Here is an 18180-nt window from a genome sequence, read left to right on the forward strand (position 1 = left end):
TGACCTGTTGCGCAACCTCTGCCAAGAAACACAGGGGACTTTATCAAGTTTGGGGGGATTCGGCGTGGCGGGCGAACATATTTTGATCGTGGAGGACGATGAAGCGGTCCGTTCGCTGCTGGCGGCGCTGATGCGCAAGGCGGGGTACATGGTGACATTGGCGATGGATTGGTCGCAAACCGAAGCCATTCTGCCGAAAACCCGCATCGATTTGATCCTCTTGGACCTGACCTTGCCCGACGCGCGGGGTGTGATGCTGGTGCGCGAATTGCGCGCTGCGTATTCCGGCCCGGTCATCATCGTGTCCGAGCGCGGCGCACCGGACGACCGCGCCTCGGGCCTGGAACTCGGGGCGGAAGATTATCTGCCCAAACCCGTTTTCCCGCGCGAACTGCTGGCCCGCGTGCGCAATGTGCTGGACCGTCGCCGCACGGCCGAGCCCGAACCCAGCGAGGGCGGCCTCTACCGTTTTTCCGGCTGTACGCTCGATACCGCCGCCCGCCTTGTCACCGGGCCGGACGGGTTGCCGGTCGACCTCACCCCCGCCGAGTTCGACCTGTTGCAAGCCCTGCTGCGCCGCCCCGCCCGCGTCCATACCCGCGAGGAGTTGATGGAGGCCATCGGCACAGCGGAAGCCGAAACCAGCGCGCGCAGTATCGATATTTTGGTGAGCCGCCTGCGCAAGAAGCTGGGGGAGGACGCTGGAAATCTCATCGAAACCGCACGCGGCCACGGCTACCGCTTTTCGGGCCGGGTGACGACCGGGAATTAGCGGGGGGAGTTAGCGCAGGCTCGCCCGCGTCGGCGCAAGGTCGGCGGGATCGACCCCTTCCGCCTTAAGATCGGCGGGGATCGGCTCGCCGAGAATGAGCGCCGCCGATAGCCGGGCGAGGGCGCTTGCCGTTTGAATACCGTAACCGCCCTGGCCGATGAGCCAAAAGAAGCCGGGGGTTTTTTCATCGAACCCCGCCACGGGAACACCATCGCCGACAAAACTACGCAAACCGGCCCACTTATGGCGGATGCGTTTCACCTGAAGCTTCGTTGCGGTTTCGATTCGATCCACACAAATGGCAATATCAAGCTCATCCGGCTGAGCATCTTGCGGTTCGGTTGGCGTCGCGTCGGCGGGGGAGGCGAGCAGAAGCCCCGCATCGGGCTTGATGTACCAGGTTTCGGCAATGTCGATCAGCATCGGCCACGCCTGCGGGTCGCTCGGGGCGTCGATCAAGATGGCCGTGCGTCGTTTAGGAATCAAACCGAGGGGTGAAACGCCAGCAAGTTCGGCAAGTTTATCGCCCCAAGCACCGGAAGCATTAGCGACCACATCCACGGGGAAAACCCCTGCCGCTGTCGTCACCCGCCAGCCCGCGCCGTCCCGCTCCAGCGCCGTTACCTCGGCGTCGCACATCAAGCGCCCGCCGCGCGCCTTGACTCCGCGCAAATAGGCTTGCAACAGGGCATCCACGTCCATCGCCCGCGCGCCCGGCTCGGCCACCGCACCGATCAAGCGGTCGCCGCGCAGAATGGGGGCCTGGGCTTCCGCTTCGGCGGGGGTGAGCCGATGGGTTGCCCCGGCGGCGAGGGTTTCCGGAATCAGCGCTTCTTGGGCGGCATCTGCGGTGAGAATGACGCCGCGCGCTGTTAGAATCGGAACCGAAATGAAATCAGCGGGCGGGGTCTCGTAAAACGCCCGCGACGCCCGCGTCAATGCGCGGACCGGCGCGGGGCCGTAGGTTTCGGTGAACATCGCCGCCGAACGGCCCGTGGTGTGATAGCCGGGGTGGGCTTCGCGCTCCAGCAGAAGCACGTCCGCCCGGTCGGCCAATTCGTAGGCCAACGAGGCTCCGGCCATGCCCGCCCCAACAATCGCCACCCGTGGCCGTTCGTGTCCCATATCGCGCATCCCCTTGAAAACGGCCCATTCTGCGGGAAATTTTTCCGGCCCTGCAACCCCCTTGCCCCGTTGGGCGAACTGATGAACAGTGTTCGCCAAACTTGGGGGAGGAATAATCTCATGTCGGCTGCCTTTACGCTTTATTACACACCAGGGGCCTGCTCGTTCGTTACGCATGCCGTTCTGAACCAGCTTGGGCTTGCCCATACACTCGCCCCCGTGGCTTTGGCCGACGGCCAGCAGCGCACGCCCGAATATTTGGCCTTGAACCCCAAGGGCCGCGTTCCGGTGCTCGCGGGCGGCAGCCTGCCTGCGGGCGAAGTGCTGACCGAAGCCCCGGCCATCTGCCGCTATCTCTGTGCGCAGAAACCGGATGCCGGTTTGTGGCCAACGCATCCGCTGGCCGAAGCTCGGCTGATGGAATGGCTGAATTACCTCTCTGGGCATTTTCACGCTTTCGCCTGGGCGCTTTTCGCCCGCCCGGCCCGCTTTAGCGCCGATGAAAGCCACTATGAGGCATTGGGCAAGCAGGCACGGGTTCATCTTGAGGATATTATTGCCCTTATCGAAGACCGGCTTGGCGATGGCCGTGCCTTCGCCGTTCCCGCCGTGGGGCCGGATTCGCCGAGCCAGCTAACGCCCGCCGACTTCTATTTGCTGATTCAGTACCGTTGGATCTTCGTGCGCCTCGCCTGGCCGCTGCGCGAGAAAGCCCCGCGCTGGACCGCGCTGGTCGACAAGCTCCTGACGCTTCCCGCCGTGCAAGCAACGCTGGCGGCAGAAAAGCTGGATTATTGGCCGAAGGCAGCCTGAGTCACCAAAACCGCTTCCACCGGGGCCGATTTGCCGCGTAAGGGCAGCGGCCCCAATCGGCGGTAGTCATAACCCGATGGCCACCCTCCTGCTCCGCTCAGCCGGTCGAGCGCGACCGCCGAGGCGATGAAAAAGCCCTGATACTCGCGCGCCACCCCTTCCAGCCGGGCGGTGGCGTTCAGCACGTCGCCATGGAAGGCGATATCGCGCTTGGCGTCGCCAATTTCCCCAACGACGACTGCGCCGTAATGCAGCGCCGCCCGAATCGCCGGGGCCTCGCGGTACTCTTTGAGGTAGGCGGGGGCGAGGTCGGCCAGGGTTTGCTTGAGGGCGAAAACGCAGTCGAGCGGCCTTACCGCGCCCTTGCGCCCGGCCCCTTTACGCACACCGGCGCCAGCCGCCTCGGTCCAGGTCACAACCATTTGATCGCCGACATATTGGTAAATTTCGCCTTGATGGTCCGAAATCGGGTCGGAGGCGGCCTGAAACACCCCGTTCAGAAAGCGCTGATAGGTCAGCGGCCCCAAGGTTTCTGCCAAATGGGTGGAGCCGATGAGATCAATAAACAAAAAAAAGCGGTTTTCCAGGCGCGGGCGGTGATAATAGCCAAACACGAAGCGCCCCAGCGTGCCGCGCCCCATGATCTGATTGATCTGCATAACTTCGATGAACAGAACGACGAAGAAGAACGAGAAAAAAATCGAGAGCATCGTCAACGGCTCATAAATCTCGCGCGGATCGACGACGCGGATGAAGCCGACGAAATGGGCGACGCGCTCACCGAGCTTGCTGTATTCAAGCGCCAGAACCAGCCCGCCATAAAGCGGCGTTTTGACCAGCAAAGTGACCGCAAAGGAGGCGCGGCGCAGGCGAAGCCCCCAGGCGGTGCGGGCGAAAAAAATCTCCATCCCGCCGATGCCGGTCGCAATCAAGCCGCCGTGGACAATGCCGATAAAGGGGCCGATGAACAGGGCCGCGACGAGCGACTGTTGATAGCCCTGGCTGATAATCGCCCCGAAAATCGCGCCGACCGTTGCGCCAGCGGCGACGACTTTGAGGAACCGCCGAACCCGTTGCCAATCCGCTTCCCGCATGGCGCTTCCTTTATTGCTGCGTCCGCCTTAGGCGTCTTCGGTCGCCTCGATCCCCAGCAGCGACTGCGCGAATTTTTCGGCGTCGAAGGGGCGCAGATCATCGGCCTTTTCGCCAATGCCGATGGCGTGAACGGGCAGGCCGAATTTTTCCGCCAGCGCCACCAGCACGCCGCCCTTTGCGGTGCCGTCCAGCTTCGTTAGCACGAGGCCGCTGACCTGCACGAGATTGCGGAAAACCTCCACCTGACTATGGGCATTTTGGCCCACGGTGGCATCCAGCACCAGAAGCGTGTCGTGCGGCGCACTCGGCTCGATCTTGCGCATCACGCGCAGCACTTTGGCGAGCTCGTCCATAAGCTGCGCTTTATTGTGCAGACGGCCCGCCGTATCGATCAGCAGCAGATCGGCCCCGGCGGCGCGGGCTTCGGCGATGGAATCATAGGCGAGGGCGGCGGCATCGGCCCCTTCGGGACGGACGATAACCGGGCAGCCCGTGCGCTCCCCCCAAATCTTCAACTGCTCGACGGCAGCGGCGCGAAACGTATCGCCCGCCGCTAGCATCACCTTTAAGCCCTGCTCGCGGTAGAATTGCGCGAGCTTGCCGATGGTCGTGGTCTTGCCCGAGCCATTGACGCCAACCACCAGCACCACATGGGGCGCGCGGCTGGGATCGATGACGAGTGGCTTCGCGACGGGTTCCAGAATCCGCGCGATTTCTTCCGCAAAAACTTCGCGCACTTCCCGGTCGCTCACATCCTTGCCGAACCGGGTTTTGCGCAGGTGCTTGATGAGATCGCCTGCGGTTTTGACGCCCAAATCGGCGGCAATCAGTAGCTCTTCCAACTCCTCCAGCACATCATCATCCAGCTTGCGCTTAGTGAAGATCGCCGAAATACCCTCGGTGAGCTTGGCGGAGGATTTGGAGAGGCCGCGCGTGAGGCGCTTCAGCCAACTGACTTTTTCGTCGCTCATGCCGCTTCTCCGCGCATCTGTTCGCCTTCGCGCGCCAGCAGGCGGGCCTGCACCCGCGCGCCGGGGGTGCCGGTAACGCCGATGACCGGCACGAAATGGCGCGTGCGCCCTAAGTTCACGTCTTCCAGCAGAATTTCTTCCACGCGGCCCGCTTGGCTATCCAGGTAGCGGCTCAGGGCCGCGTCCCCTACCGCGCGCAGTTCAGCAGCACGGGCTTTGATGACCGGCCCCGAAAGCTGCGGCATTTTCGCCGCCGGGGTGCCGGGGCGGGGCGAATAGGGGAAGACGTGGAGATAGGTGAGATGCGCTTCCGTAACGATCCGCAGCGAGTCTTGAAAATGCGCGTCGGTCTCGGTCGGGAATCCGGCAATCAGATCGGCCCCGAACACCGTATCGGGGCGCAGGCGCAGGGCTTTTTCCGCCACGGCGATGGCGTCGGCGCGCAAATGGCGGCGCTTCATGCGCTTCAAGATGAGGTCCGCCCCGGCCTGAACGGACAGATGCAGATGCGGCATCAGCCGCTCTTCCTCGGCGAGCGCGGCCCAGAGATCCGCGTCAATCTCGACCGGATCGAGCGAGGAGAGGCGCAGGCGCGGCAGTTCGGGCACCAGCTTCAACACGCGGCGCACCAGCATGCCCAAGGTAGGGGTGCCGGGCAGATCATGACCGTAGGAGGTAACATCGACGCCGGTTAGCACGACTTCCGCATAGCCATTTTCGACGAGGCGGCGCACCTGCGCCACCACGTCCCCGGCGGGCACCGAGCGTGAATTGCCCCGGCCATAGGGGATGATGCAGAAGGTGCAGCGGTGATCGCAGCCCTGCTGGACCTGCACAAAGGCCCGCGCCCGGCCATCGAACCCTTCGATGAGGTGCTGGGCGGTTTCGCGCACTTCCATAATATCGTTTACCGAAACCCGCGCCTCGGCGGGATCGACGCCCCAGGCTTCGGGCTTCAGCTTCAGATCATTGCCGATGATCCGGTCGATTTCCGGCATTTCGGCGAATTTCGCTGTGCTCACCTGGGCGGCGCAGCCGGTAACGATGATGCGGGCATCGGGATTATCGCGCCGGGCCTTGCGGATGGCTTGGCGCGCTTGGCGCTCGGCTTCCGAGGTAACGGCGCAGGTATTGAAGATGATCGCATTGCCCTCGCCCGCTTTGGTGGCAAGGTCGCGCATCACTTCCGACTCATAGGTATTGAGGCGGCAGCCGAAGGTAACGAGTTGCGGTCCGGTCACACGAAGCGCTCCAGGGCGAGGTCGCCGGTGAACTCGCCGAAAAAGCTGGTGGCGATGGGGCCGGTCATCAGCACGTGGCCATCGTCCGCGCGCCAGTCCAGGGTAAGATCGCCGCCGTCCATGCTGACGGTCATGCGCCGGTCGGTCAGCCCGCGCCGGATCGAGGCCACGGCGGCGGCACAGGCGCCCGACCCGCAAGCGCGCGTAATGCCTGCCCCGCGTTCCCACACCCGAAAGCGGATATGATCGCGCGCCAGCACCGACACCAGGCCGATATTCGCCCGCTCCGGCACCAGCGGGTGATGCTCGGCCTGCGGCCCCCAGGTGGCAAGATCAACCGCCTCGGCGTCGGGCACGAAGAAGGTGATGTGCGGATTGCCCATATTGGTGGCGACGCCATCGCTGAGCGGCCCGACGGTCATCGGCACGTGCAGCGTATCGACGGCGCGTGCGAGCGGGATTGCCTCCCACTCCAGCCGCGCCGGCCCCATATCGACGCTGACGATATCGGTATCGACCCGCTCCGCCGGAAGCAGCCCGGCCAGGGTTTCGATCACGACCGCGCCGCGCCCCTCGGCCTGCATGGCGAGATGGGCGATGCAGCGCGTGGCATTGCCGCAGGCCCCCGATTCCGAGCCATCCGGGTTGAAAATGCGCATGAACAGGTCGGCCCGCCCGTCGCTGGGCGGCTCCATCACAATCAACTGATCGAAGCCCACGCCCGTGCGCCGATCCCCCACCGCGCGAATCCAATCGCGGGGCAGTTCCAACGGTGCTCGGCGGCCTTCGAGAACGACGAAATCATTCCCCAGGCCGTGCATTTTTAAAAACGGCAGTCCCATGCACAACCCCTAATCGGAATGGGCCGGGGAATCAATGATCGCTCAAGCGTTCGGCCCTGCAAAAAGCGCGACCCTGGACGGGCGGCAGAACCCTGTCAGAATATCTTGCGGATCGCCCTTGAGCCAGCCAACGCCTGGGACGGTCTGAAAAAGGCCATAGCGAGCGGCGGCGACAAACTTTCGGCATGACTCAACTTGAGTCAGGAAGGGTCAGGCGACGGCGCGTCGCCGACCCAATAGGCTTTACAGATCAGTGATGATGCTCGGGCAGCGCTTTAATTTGGTCTTTCGTCCAGGCTGTCGTCGCGTGCACGTCGCCGTCATTATCGCGCATGAAGGTAAGCTGGCTTGTCGTCAGCGCGACGGGTTTCGCGCCCAAGCCAAGAAAACCGCCGACATCGACGATCACTTGGGTACTCACCCCCATCCCGTGCACATGGGAAACGGTGCCGATCTTCTCATCGCCCGGCCCATAGACCGTGGCGTCCATCAGGGTTGCTTCGTTCAGCTCGCCATCGGCAAGCCGCGTATGCGTTGCATGGTCCATTTGAATAGTCTCCTTGGGGTTCGTCACCAGCGCACTGGCTCGGACTAACAACGCGCCAGGGCGGGTTGCGTTCCCCAGCGCTTTTCCCAGAAGCCAATAGGGCACCAGAAACCGGCCTGCCCGATCTTGCGGTATCGCGGCACGGCGGCTTGCGGTACATCTGCTCGTAGATCCCGTCTCTCCTTGGGGAAGGCCGAATGGTCAATCTCACGCTCTCCAACCGCCGCCGCCGGTTTTATCTGTGGCTCGATCCGCGTTTGCCGACCGTGCGCAGGCAGGTGAGCCTATTTGGCCGGATCGAAACGGCGGATGGGCTGGATGATCCAAGCTCCGTGGCCTTGACCGTCGCCGGGTCTCCCGCGCCGACGCCGAGCGGGGTTGAGCAACCGGCCCAGCGGCGCATTCATCGGGCGGAAATCGTTCTGGAGAATTACCGCGCCACCCATCTGCCCGCCTACCCCACCCGGTCCCGCGCGGCCCTGGTGTTCGACCGGCTGGAAGACGCCTGGCTCTACCATGATATGCACCGCGACGCCCTGAGCGGGCATGTGCTGAAGCTGGCGGAAACGCGGGGGCTGTTCGTCGTCTCGCTGCATGATTCGCTGTGGACCGAGATTCTGGCGGGCTATGACAGCGACGCGGTGGATGCTTATGGGGCCCGCGCCTATTGGGCGGGGGAAACCACGACCGGGCGCATCCCGGACGGTGTGATTTTCAACCGGTTGCGGCGGCCCGAGCGGATTCCGGCGCTCGAAGGCCTCTTCTACGGCACGCTGCGCTTTCCCGATCAGCAGTTGGAGCGGCACGATCTGCCGCGCCCGGCGGCGGTGCGGGCGCGCCTTGCGGCCTGGGGCGGCGGCGACTGGAACCTCGTGCACGAACCCGGCGAGGAAAGCGAGGCGGTCGCGCTCGACTCCTCCGAGATGGATGAGGGTGAGGACGATGATCTCTTCGAGCATGACACGGATCATCCGGACGTCGATGCCGAAGAAGATCGGCTCAAATCGGCCCGCGGACATGTGCCGGAAATATCGAAAGACGCTTAATCGCTCACCCGTTACGGCAAGCCCGGCGGGTAAACGACGAATCGATAACAGAAAATTTAGAATCAACGCCTCGACAGCGTGAAAGCTCTTTGCTACGATTGTGTTACTGAAATGTCAGATGGGCCGTTGTGAACCTTCTCCCGCTGGAGCAAGGCGCGCGGGCCAGAGTCGGGACCGATCATGTGCCGTTGGCTTGCCTATACAGGCTCCCCCTTGCGCCTTCATTCCTTGTTGTTTGAAGCGCAAAACTCGCTCATCAACCAGTCGCTCGCCTGCCAGCGCGGCAGTGTGGCGACGAACGGCGACGGGTTCGGCGTGGGCTGGTACGGAACGCAAGACAAGCCCGGCCTCTACCGCGACATTCGCCCGGCGTGGAACGACGATAATCTGCGCAGCCTTGCCGAACAAATCGAAGCCCGGCTGTTTTTCGCCCACGTCCGCGCCTCCACCGGCACGCCAACGACGCGGCAGAACTGCCACCCGTTCCGCCACGGTAATTGGCTGTTCATGCACAATGGCCGCATCGGCGGTTACGATAAGGTGCGGCGCGATTTGGAATTCCGCATCGCCCCGCATCTGTATAATGACCGCATTGGCACCACCGACAGCGAAATCATCTTCCTGCTGCTGCTGGGCAACGGCCTGTTGACCGACCCGGCGCGCGCCTACCGGCAGACCATCGCCGAGATCGAAAGCGCCATGCAAGCCAATGGCGTCACCGAGCCCCTGCGCTTCACCGCCTGCGCCACCGATGGGCAAACCCTGCACGCGATTCGCTACTCCTCGGATAATAGCGCACCGACGCTGTTCTACGCCCAAGGCCAAGAAGTGCAGGTCGATAATGGCGCCTGCAATTTCCCCTGCGGTACGGGCGCGGTGCTGATTCTCTCGGAACCCTTGGACCGCGACGACGCCTGCTGGAACGAAGTGCCGGAGGGCTATTTCCTCACCGCCTCGGCGCATCAAGCGGTGTTGGAGCCCGTTCTTGGGGTTGAGCGGATCAGCGCGGTGGCGTGAGGCACTCACCTGGACTTGACCGGCTGACACCCCGCCCACCGGGGTTTAGGAGCCTCGCATGTCGCAAACTATCATTCTCTCCAACGCCAAAACCCACTTGTCTCAACTCGTCGAACGCGCGGCGGCGGGTGAGGAAATCATCATCACCAAGGCTGGTCGGCCCATGGCGCGCCTGGGACCGATCAAACCCGCCGTTGTCCGCAAACCTGGACTGCTCAAAGGAAAAATCGTGATCGGGCCGGATTTCGACGCGCCGCTCCCCAGTGACGTTCTGGACCGCGCACCCTCTTGACAGCACGGCATGGGCGGCGCATTGAGACCGATTACGTTGGTTTCAGGATTTAGGTTATGCCCCGCCCTCCCCGCCCCGCCGCCACGCACACCCTATCCGCCCCTGCGGGCAAAGCCACTTCGCCGCGTCAGTTGCGCGTGGGGGAAGAGGTACGGCACGTGCTCACTCAGATTTTTGCGCGCGACAGTTTGCGCGACCCCGCGCTTGCGGGCGTGCCGGTGATGGTGACGGAAGTGCGCATGAGCCATGATCTTAGCCACGCCACCGCCTTCGTTGCCAAGCTTGGCGGGGAAGATACGCCCGAGGCGCAGAAGGCGCTGGTGAAAGCCTGCCGGAGGGCCTCCCCCTTCCTGCGCGGGCAGATGGCGAAGGAATTGCGCCTGCAATTCGTGCCAGAACTGGGCTTCCAGGCCGATACCTCCTTCGGCGAGGCCGCGCGCATCGGCGAGTTGTTCAACCGCCCGGAAGTGCTGCGCGACCTCTTGCCGAAAGAGGATGACGCCTACGCAGCGGATGATGATACCGGCGACGACCTGGGCGAAGGCGACGAAGCCGACGCCGCCAAATGAGCCGCAAACGGCGCGGCGTTCCCGTGCATGGCTGGTTGATTGTCGATAAGCCCCTCGGCGTCAGTTCGGCGGCGGTGGTCGGCAAAGCCAAACGCCTGCTGAATGCCGAAAAAGTCGGCCACGGCGGCACGCTCGACCCGCTTGCCTCGGGGGTTCTGCCCCTGGCCTTTGGCGAGGCGACGAAAACCGTCTCCCTGGTTATGGACGGGCGCAAAACCTATCGGTTTACGGTGCGCTGGGGCATTGCCCGCTCGACCGACGATGCCGAGGGCGAGATCACCGCCACCTCCGACCATCGGCCCGACCGCGCGGCGATTGATGCGGCGCTGCCGGGGTTCCTCGGCACCATCCTTCAGCAACCGCCCGCCTATTCGGCCCTCAAGGTCGATGGCCAGCGCGCCTATGATCTCGCCCGCGCCGGGGAAGTGGTGGAACTCGCCGCCCGCCCGGTGGAGATTTTCAGCCTAACGCTGGTCGATTTACCCGATGCGGACCATGCCACGCTGGAAATGGACTGCGGCAAAGGCACCTATGTGCGCTCGCTGGCGCGCGATTTGGCGCTAGTTTTGGGCACGGTCGGCCATGTGTCGATGCTGCGGCGCGTCGCGGTGGGGCCGTTTCACGAAAAAGACTCGATTTTGCTGGATTCGGCGGATGACTCCGGTCATAGTCCGCCGCTGTCGGATCGCCTGCTGTCGATTATGACCGTGCTGGACGACATCCCGGCTCTGGCCTTATCAGCAGCAATGGCGCAGCGCCTCCGCCAAGGACAAACTCTTTCGCTCACACCGGGCGACTGGGGTGTTTTGGCGGATTGCCCTCCAGACGCTGTTATTGTGGCTACGTCGGAAAAACTCCCTGTTGCCCTTTGCCAGCGCGAAGGGGCGGTTCTGCGTCCGAGCCGCGTTTTTAACCTTCAACGGGAGACACCCGATGTCGATTACCGCTGAGCGCAAGACCGCTCTCATTCAAGAATACGCCACCAAGGAAGGCGATACTGGTTCGCCCGAAGTGCAGGTTTCGATCCTGTCCGAGCGCATCCGGAACCTCACCGACCATCTGTCCACGCACAAGAAGGACTTCCACTCGCGTCGTGGTCTGCTGGTCCTCGTCGGTCAGCGCCGTCGCCTGCTGGATTACTTAAAGCGGAATGACCACGGTCGTTATGCGACCCTCATTCAGCGCCTTGGCCTGCGTCGCTAATCTGCGCCGCTGGATGGATGCCTAACACCGATCCGCTCCTTGGACACAAGGGGCGGATCGTTTGCATTTAGCGTATAAGGTTACGCGGCTGACGCGGGGGGACTGCCCCCACCGGAGCCGCTTTTAGGCCGGACTGAAGCCTTTTTTTCGAAGGGTCCGGCGCAGGGTGGGGCGGGCTGCATCCTGGGGGAAACCCAGCCCGCGCGAAGAGGTAGGCGATGAGCGCCCCCTTCGCACGAACGACCGGAAGGAATGACCATGTTCAATGTGTTTAAAAAAGAAATTCAATGGGGCGGCCGCACGCTGACGCTGGAGACGGGCCGCATCGCCCGTCAAGCCGATGGCGCCGTGCTGGTGACCTATGGCGAAACCACCGTGCTCTGCACGGCCGTTTTCAACAAATCGGTAAAGCCGGGCGTGGATTTCTTCCCGCTCACGGTGAATTACCAAGAAAAGACCTTTGCCGCCGGTAAAATCCCGGGCGGGTTCTTTAAGCGCGAAGGCCGCCCGTCGGAAAAGGAAGTTCTGGTCTCGCGCCTGATCGACCGTCCGATCCGCCCGCTGTTCGCCGATGGTTTCCGCAATGAAACCCAGGTGGTCTGCACCGTTCTCAGCCACGACATGGAAAATGATCCCGATGTCGTCGCCATGATCGGCACGTCGGCCGCGCTCACCCTGTCCGGCGCGCCGTTCCTCGGCCCGATTGGCGCGGCCCGCGTTGCTTATATCGACGGCGCTTACGTGCTGAACCCGACGCCGACGCAGAGCAAAGACTCCGCGCTCGACCTCGTGGTCGCCGGGACCGTCGAAGGCGTGCTGATGGTCGAATCGGAAGCCAAAGAGCTTTCGGAAGAAATCATGCTCGGTGCCGTGAACTTCGGTCACGACAGCTTCCAGGCCGTGATTGACGCGATCATCGATCTCGCCAATGCCGCCGCCAAGGAACCCTATGATCTGCCGGCCCCTCCGGAAGCGGAAGCCGCGATTGCGACCCGCCTGAAGGAGATTGCCAGCGCCGGTCTGACCGCCGCCTATTCGGAAGTGCAGAAGCAAGCGCGCTACGAAAAAGTCGGCGCGGCCAAATCGGCTGCCGTCGCGAAGCTGGTCGAAGAAGGTTTCGCTGCCGATCTCGTGTCCGCCAAATTCAAGGATTTGGAAGCCGAAATCGTTCGTGGCAACATTCTTGCCACCAAGCGCCGCATCGATGGCCGCGACCTCGTGACCGTCCGTCCGATCGTCGCCGAAGTCGGCGTGCTGCCGCGCGCCCACGGCTCGACTCTGTTCACGCGCGGGGAGACCCAGGCGCTCGTCGTCGCCACCCTCGGCACCGGCCAGGATGAGCAGATTATCGACGCGCTCGACGGCGAATACCGCGAAAACTTCATGCTGCATTATAATTTCCCGCCCTATTCGGTCGGGGAAGCGGGCCGCATGGGCTCGCCGGGCCGCCGCGAAATCGGTCACGGCAAGCTCGCGTGGCGCGCCGTGCATCCGGTTCTGCCGGAGAAGGAAAAATTCCCGTACACGATCCGCGTTGTGTCGGAAATCACCGAATCCAATGGCTCCTCGTCGATGGCCTCGGTCTGCGGCGCGTCGCTGGCGATGATGGATGCCGGGGTTCCGCTGCTGCGCCCGGTCGCCGGGATTGCCATGGGTCTGATTAAGGAAGGCGAAAAATTCGCCGTTCTCTCGGACATTCTGGGCGATGAAGATCACCTGGGCGATATGGACTTCAAGGTCGCCGGGACCGAAAACGGCGTTACCGCGCTGCAAATGGACATTAAGATTACGTCCATTACCCGCGACATCATGAAGATCGCCCTGGAGCAAGCCAAGGACGGCCGCCTGCATATTCTCGGCGAAATGGCCAAGGGGCTCGATGCGCCGCGCGGTCAGGTTTCCGCCAATGCGCCGCGCGTGACCAGCTTCCAGATCCCGAAAGACAAGATCCGCGAAGTCATCGGCTCCGGCGGTAAGGTGATCCGCGAGATCACCGAAACCACCGGCACCAAGATCGACATTGAAGACGATGGCACGATTAAAGTGGCGGCCAGCGATCCCGAAAAGGCGCAAGCCGCCATCGATTGGATCAAAGGCATCGTTGCCGAGCCGGAAGTCGGCGTGATCTACACGGGTAAAGTGGTGAAAACGGTCGATTTCGGCGCGTTCATCAACTTCCTCGGCAGCCGCGACGGCCTCGTGCATATCTCCGAACTCGCCCCGAAGCGCGTCGCCAAGACCGAAGACGTGGTGAAGGTCGGCGATAGCGTGAAGGTGAAATGCCTCGGCTTCGACGATCGCGGCAAAATCCGCCTGTCGATGAAAGTCGTCGATCAGGAAACCGGCGAAGATTTGTCGAAGAAGGAAGGCGTGGAAGCGTAAACCGCTCCCTCGTATTTCTACCAGGAAGGCCGGGCTCTTTTCAGAGCCCGGCTTTTTTATTGGCGGGCAGCAACCTCACCTTTTTAGACTGCGCCTCCCATCGTCCCCCCATGAGAGGAACCGTCATGCTTCGTTTTGTCCGTACCGCCGGGCTTGCCGCCGCAACGCTGCTGACCGTCACGACCGCCCCGGCGCTTGCCGAGCGCTTTACCTTCGTCGCCTTGGGCGATATGCCCTACACCATTCCGCAGGATTACCCGCGTTTTGAGCGGCTGATCGCCCGTATCAATAGCGTGAAGCCCAGCTTCTCGGTGTTCATCGGCGATACCAAAAGCGGCTCCTCCACCTGCGCCGACGAAACCCTGCTGAAAACCCGCGACCTGTTCCAGACCTTCGATCAGCCGCTGGTCTACACGATTGGCGACAATGAATGGACCGACTGCCACCGGGAAAGGGCGGGTAAGTTCGATCCGCTGGAGCGCCTTGTCCGCGTGCGCGCCCTGCATTTCGCCGACACCAAGACCTTCGGCAAGGCGCCGATGACGGTCGAACGCGAAGCCGACGTGATGCCCGACCACAAGCAAATGGTCGAAAACGCCCGTTGGACCAAGGACGGCGTGATTTTCGCCACGCTGCATATCGTCGGCTCCAACAACGGCCTGGAACGCAACATCGATTCGGTGAAGGAATTCTTCGCCCGCGACGCCGCGAATACCGCCTGGATCAATGATACGTTTGCCAAGGCCGCCAGCAGCAACGCCAAGGGCGTCGTTTTCGCCTTCCAGGCCGATATGTCGCTGGAGCGCGATCTGGGCGAACTTGCCTACGCCAACCAAGGCTTCTGGAACACCATCGAAGCCTTCCGCAAGGGCGCGCTGGCGTTCAAAAAGCCGGTTCTGCTGATTAACGGTGACTCGCACGTGCTGAAAATCGATCAGCCGCTGAAGACCGATAAAAAAGAAACCATCGAAAACCTCACCCGCCTCCAGGTGATGGGCGCAAACGAAATCCACGCCGTCGCGGTAACGATCGATACGGTCGCGGTAACGATCGATACGGAAGACCCCGGTCTGTTCAGCTACCGTCCGCTGATCGTGCCGGAGAATGTTACGAACCCGAAGCCGTAGGCTTTTCGGGGGAAGGCCGGGTAATCTTCTGCCCGGCCTTTTTCGGTAGCATGGACCCTAAAAAGGTGGATGCATCGATTTATAATGATAATTTTAAACATTTTTTAAGCAGCATTAAGCATACTCCTGCCTAACTTTAGACTTGGGAGGGCTTATGAAACGATTGCTTGGCGTCGGCCTTAGCGTATTTCTCTCCATTTCAAGCTTAGCAGCCTCTGCGGCGACAACCGGCCTTTGCCAAGATACGGCGGTGGCAACCCTTTGGAACCGCAGCAGCTTGCCGGTGACAGAAACCAATATCCAAGACAAGAATCAGCTTGATTTTGGTTATACGACCCCGCAGGAGCTTCCGGCCTTCGGGGGACGGATGGACGGCGGGCTCTATTTGCCCGACACGACCCTCTGGTCGGCAACAGCCCTTGATTGGAGCAAATCGTCCGCCGCCGTCTCTTTCAAATTGGCCGGACGCGGGCAATCAGGCCCGGTAGAAGCAACGGTGCAATTCGAATTTGGCATTCATAAAGGCGATTGGACACCAAACGGCGGCAAGATTGCGAAGGGCGCGGCCATGCTGGCGATTGGTATCGCGGCCGATAAGGTCTCCAAAGCCGTTTCCGGTGGCATTCACATTATGCAAGGCTTGGTCGGTAGCAAATCTAGTCGTGGTTTTTATCTGCGCGTAAAGAGCGGCAGTTTCAGGGCTGACGGAAAACCCCCACAAGCCATGCGGATTCTCAAGGATGCCCACGACCAAACCATCGTTGCTATTGGTGATTTGAGCGTCGTCATTCTACCCTATGCCAGTAACTGCCCAAAAGCCGGATGGCTCGTAACCTTTATGTCCTATCAGGACTTACGCGACAGCAACATTTTCTATGAATAGCCGCCCTCGTCCGACCAGGGAGAAAATCATGAACCGACTCACCCGCGCGCTCGCCACGCTTATGCTGACCTTAATCGCAGGAACGGTCTGGGCTGACGAGCCCATCACCCTCTTCAACCTATCCGCTGCGGAGGTTGAAAGGGTTAAAGCCGATAGTTGTGACGCCTTTTCCGATAAGGATGATTTCCCCTTCGTGGCTTCCGACAAGGTTCGCACGCTCGGAGCTGCCACAAAGCCAACTTGGACGAGTGAAAAAAGCTGCACGCGCGCCTATTGCCTCACCACACCGGATTGGCGCAGCAGCCGACCGGAGGGCCGGTCGTGCTTCGAACTAATGGTCAAATCCAAATACGCCAATCTTTGTACGCGGTCTTATAACCCGGCGAGTTGCGATCAATATACCTATGTATATCAGCTAACCCCGGCTGACTCCGTCGGCGAAAAGCCGGTACCCATCAGCGGTGCGACCAATGAACTTCAAACCGCGCGCTATCGCATCAGCCTGATGAAGACGGGTGCGATTGTCGTTGCCGATATCGGCCTAAGCTATCGGAAAAAGCCGAACTGAACCGCGAGCGCCCCTAACCCGTTTAGGGGCGCTTTTGCTGTTAATGTCCCTCGTACTTCCACAGCCGCCAAAAGCCTTTTTCGGCGACCAGTTTCCAGCCGTGCCGCGTCGGATCGTCACCGAGATATTTCTCCACATAGTTCGGCCAGTCGCAGAACCAGATAATGTTGTTTTCGCGCAAATAGTCCCACATGCGCGCCTGATAGGGCACCGCCGCGCGGTTGACCTTGCCGTCGACATTCACTGAACTCGGGCGGAAATACCCAAGCGTGCCCGATTGCCCGGCGGCGACGCGGGCATCGTCGGGCACATGCTCCTTAATCAGCGCCAATTGCTCGAAATAGACGGTTTCGACGTGCAAGGTTTTGCCGGTTTGCGCCATCAGGGCCGAGGCGAGGGTCGGTGCGGCCAAGACCCAGAAGGCGAGGGCGGTAAGCTGCGCGCGGCCCCGGTCCTGCGCCACCCAGGGCGCGAGCAGCCAAGCAAGGCCCACGGTCGCCAGCAATACGAAGAAGAAGAGATAGCGGTAATAGAACCAATAGGCGATGAAGCTGAAGCCGTAATAGAGGCAGAGCACCAAGAGCGCGCCCGCCAGCAGCGCCGCGAATTCCCAGGTGCGGCGCTGCTTCGGCTCTTTTTGGGCGAAAGGCTTACGCTGGCCAAGCGCCCGCCAGAACCCCCAGAGCAACCCGCCGCCCACAAGCGCGCGTAAGAGCGACAGCAGAATGCCATCGTGGAAGATTTCGTCCCACTGGCCCAGCCAAAGCTGCGGCAGCCCGGCGACGCCCAAGGCCCAGAACACCCAGCGCAGGCGGCGCTCGTTGATCGCCCATTCCTGCTGCGCGGTGCCGCTGGTCGGCATCAGGCTGCCAAATTCGAGATAATTATAGGCCCACCAGGGCGCGGAGATGAGCAGCGCCGCGAGCCCCATCGGAACGGTGCGTTTCAGCGCCGCGACCACCCCAAAGCGCCGCGTTTCCTGCCATAGGAGCCATAGCCCGAAGAGCGCCGCGAAAATGGCGGCATCGATTCGGGTCAGCACCAGCAGCCCCAGCAGCGCGCCGATCCACAGCGGCCCGTTCTTCTGTTCATAGACGCCCTGCTGCCACGCTCGCCACAGGCTTGTGTAGCCCAGCATCAGCAAGCCGGTCTCTAGCCCGTTGAAGTGATGCATGAAGGTGAGGAAACCGCTGAGGTAGAGCAGGGTCGCCATCCACCCGCGCGTCGCCCTCTCCACCGGGGTGCCGCCCGCGCCGTCGCGCGCGATCCGCCCGAGGATCAGCGCCGTTGCCACCCAAATCGCCCAGGAAAGGCCGAGGACGAGCCGAACCCCCTGTTTTTCATCGCCGCCTGCCAGCGCATAGGCCCCGGCTTCCATAAAGGTGAACAGCGGCTGAAACCCGTTGGTCGGCAAACTGCCGTCGATGGTCACACCGCGCCCGGCGGCGATATTGCGCGCTACCGACAGGCTGTAATAGGAATCCTCCGTCAGCGGCGTCGTGAAGATCACCGCATCGGGGCGAAAGGCGAGGAGCCCCCCCACCGCCACCAAGATCAGCGCCAGAATACGCGCGGCACGCGGCCAAGCGGCAGAAACGACAGCCATCGAGCGGACCTCACCTAGACCTAGCGGGACGAGAACAAAGGGGCTACTGTCGCACCCAACGACGAACGCTTTTATCCCAGA

Annotated in this window: 19 protein-coding genes; 12 read left to right on the plus strand and 7 right to left on the minus strand. The window is 62.2% G+C overall.

What is annotated here, in order from left to right; all coding sequences use genetic code 11:
• Positions 1 to 64 precede the first annotated feature (64 nt).
• A complete protein-coding gene (locus tag ACIQ36_RS03065; protein WP_395825676.1) occupies positions 65 to 772 on the plus strand; it encodes a response regulator transcription factor in 708 nt (235 codons plus the stop codon).
• A 9-nt stretch (positions 773 to 781) separates the two neighbouring features.
• On the opposite strand, the gene ACIQ36_RS03070 is transcribed toward ACIQ36_RS03065, so the two are convergent.
• The gene (locus tag ACIQ36_RS03070; RefSeq protein ID WP_395825679.1) at positions 782 to 1897 is read right to left on the minus strand and encodes an NAD(P)/FAD-dependent oxidoreductase; all 1116 of its coding nucleotides are present in this window, start codon (positions 1895 to 1897) and stop codon (positions 782 to 784) included.
• Positions 1898 to 2017: 120 nt separating this feature from the next.
• On the opposite strand from ACIQ36_RS03070, the gene ACIQ36_RS03075 reads away from it, so the two are divergent.
• A complete protein-coding gene (locus ACIQ36_RS03075; RefSeq protein WP_395825682.1) occupies positions 2018 to 2710 on the plus strand; it encodes a glutathione S-transferase family protein in 693 nt (230 codons plus the stop codon).
• Here the strand turns inward: ACIQ36_RS03075 and ACIQ36_RS03080 are convergent.
• The 5 genes from ACIQ36_RS03080 to ACIQ36_RS03100 all read right to left on the minus strand — a co-directional run bounded on the left by ACIQ36_RS03080 (position 2689) and on the right by ACIQ36_RS03100 (position 7406).
• Positions 2689 to 3804: an adenylate/guanylate cyclase domain-containing protein gene (locus ACIQ36_RS03080; protein WP_395825684.1), complete on the minus strand. Its 1116-nt coding sequence runs from the start codon at positions 3802 to 3804 to the stop codon at positions 2689 to 2691. The genes ACIQ36_RS03075 and ACIQ36_RS03080 overlap by 22 nt on opposite strands.
• Positions 3805 to 3831: 27 nt before the next feature.
• Complete coding sequence (gene ftsY / locus ACIQ36_RS03085; RefSeq protein WP_395825687.1) at positions 3832 to 4776, minus strand: signal recognition particle-docking protein FtsY; 945 nt, start codon at positions 4774 to 4776, stop codon at positions 3832 to 3834.
• Positions 4773 to 6017 carry a tRNA (N(6)-L-threonylcarbamoyladenosine(37)-C(2))-methylthiotransferase MtaB gene (mtaB, locus tag ACIQ36_RS03090; protein ID WP_395825690.1) on the minus strand — a complete coding sequence of 415 codons (1245 nt, stop codon included), beginning with the start codon at positions 6015 to 6017 and terminating at the stop codon, positions 4773 to 4775. The genes ftsY and mtaB overlap by 4 nt, the downstream gene beginning before the upstream one ends.
• Complete coding sequence (gene dapF, locus ACIQ36_RS03095) at positions 6014 to 6859, minus strand: diaminopimelate epimerase (protein WP_395825693.1); 846 nt, start codon at positions 6857 to 6859, stop codon at positions 6014 to 6016. Before dapF ends, mtaB begins: the two co-directional genes overlap by 4 nt.
• Positions 6860 to 7109: 250 nt before the next feature.
• On the minus strand, positions 7110 to 7406 hold the full coding sequence (locus ACIQ36_RS03100; RefSeq protein ID WP_395825696.1) for a hypothetical protein: 297 nt from the start codon (positions 7404 to 7406) through the stop codon (positions 7110 to 7112).
• Positions 7407 to 7603: 197 nt separating this feature from the next.
• Between ACIQ36_RS03100 and ACIQ36_RS03105 the strand changes: the two genes are divergently transcribed.
• The 10 genes from ACIQ36_RS03105 to ACIQ36_RS03150 all read left to right on the plus strand — a co-directional run bounded on the left by ACIQ36_RS03105 (position 7604) and on the right by ACIQ36_RS03150 (position 16493).
• Positions 7604 to 8452, plus strand: a complete 849-nt coding sequence (locus ACIQ36_RS03105) for a hypothetical protein (protein WP_395825698.1) — start codon at positions 7604 to 7606, stop codon at positions 8450 to 8452.
• 180 nt (positions 8453 to 8632) lie between these two features.
• A complete protein-coding gene (locus ACIQ36_RS03110) occupies positions 8633 to 9469 on the plus strand; it encodes a class II glutamine amidotransferase (protein WP_395825701.1) in 837 nt (278 codons plus the stop codon).
• 58 nt (positions 9470 to 9527) lie between these two features.
• Positions 9528 to 9761 carry a type II toxin-antitoxin system Phd/YefM family antitoxin gene (locus tag ACIQ36_RS03115; RefSeq protein ID WP_395825704.1) on the plus strand — a complete coding sequence of 78 codons (234 nt, stop codon included), beginning with the start codon at positions 9528 to 9530 and terminating at the stop codon, positions 9759 to 9761.
• Between the two features lie 56 nt (positions 9762 to 9817).
• Positions 9818 to 10330 (plus strand): 30S ribosome-binding factor RbfA, encoded by a 513-nt coding sequence (gene rbfA, locus ACIQ36_RS03120; RefSeq protein ID WP_395825707.1) that lies wholly within the window; start codon positions 9818 to 9820, stop codon positions 10328 to 10330.
• Positions 10327 to 11280 carry a tRNA pseudouridine(55) synthase TruB gene (gene truB / locus ACIQ36_RS03125; RefSeq protein ID WP_395825710.1) on the plus strand — a complete coding sequence of 318 codons (954 nt, stop codon included), beginning with the start codon at positions 10327 to 10329 and terminating at the stop codon, positions 11278 to 11280. Before rbfA ends, truB begins: the two co-directional genes overlap by 4 nt.
• Entirely contained in the window at positions 11264 to 11533 is a 270-nt protein-coding gene (gene rpsO / locus ACIQ36_RS03130; protein ID WP_045774514.1) for a 30S ribosomal protein S15, read from the plus strand. The genes truB and rpsO overlap by 17 nt, the downstream gene beginning before the upstream one ends.
• Before the next feature lie 252 nt (positions 11534 to 11785).
• Complete coding sequence (gene pnp, locus ACIQ36_RS03135) at positions 11786 to 13915, plus strand: polyribonucleotide nucleotidyltransferase (protein ID WP_395825713.1); 2130 nt, start codon at positions 11786 to 11788, stop codon at positions 13913 to 13915.
• A gap of 125 nt (positions 13916 to 14040) precedes the next feature.
• Positions 14041 to 15042 carry a hypothetical protein gene (locus ACIQ36_RS03140; protein WP_395825716.1) on the plus strand — a complete coding sequence of 334 codons (1002 nt, stop codon included), beginning with the start codon at positions 14041 to 14043 and terminating at the stop codon, positions 15040 to 15042.
• A gap of 163 nt (positions 15043 to 15205) precedes the next feature.
• Positions 15206 to 15925 (plus strand): hypothetical protein, encoded by a 720-nt coding sequence (locus ACIQ36_RS03145; RefSeq protein ID WP_395825719.1) that lies wholly within the window; start codon positions 15206 to 15208, stop codon positions 15923 to 15925.
• 28 nt (positions 15926 to 15953) lie between these two features.
• On the plus strand, positions 15954 to 16493 hold the full coding sequence (locus ACIQ36_RS03150; RefSeq protein ID WP_395825722.1) for a hypothetical protein: 540 nt from the start codon (positions 15954 to 15956) through the stop codon (positions 16491 to 16493).
• A gap of 40 nt (positions 16494 to 16533) precedes the next feature.
• Here ACIQ36_RS03150 and ACIQ36_RS03155 read toward each other — a convergent pair whose 3' ends face one another.
• Entirely contained in the window at positions 16534 to 18099 is a 1566-nt protein-coding gene (locus ACIQ36_RS03155) for a hypothetical protein (RefSeq protein ID WP_395825724.1), read from the minus strand.
• Between the last annotated feature and the right edge of the window lie 81 nt (positions 18100 to 18180).

Origin of the sequence: Elstera sp. (assembly GCF_044372965.1) — a bacterium.
Taxonomy (GTDB): Bacteria; Pseudomonadota; Alphaproteobacteria; order Elsterales; family Elsteraceae; genus Elstera.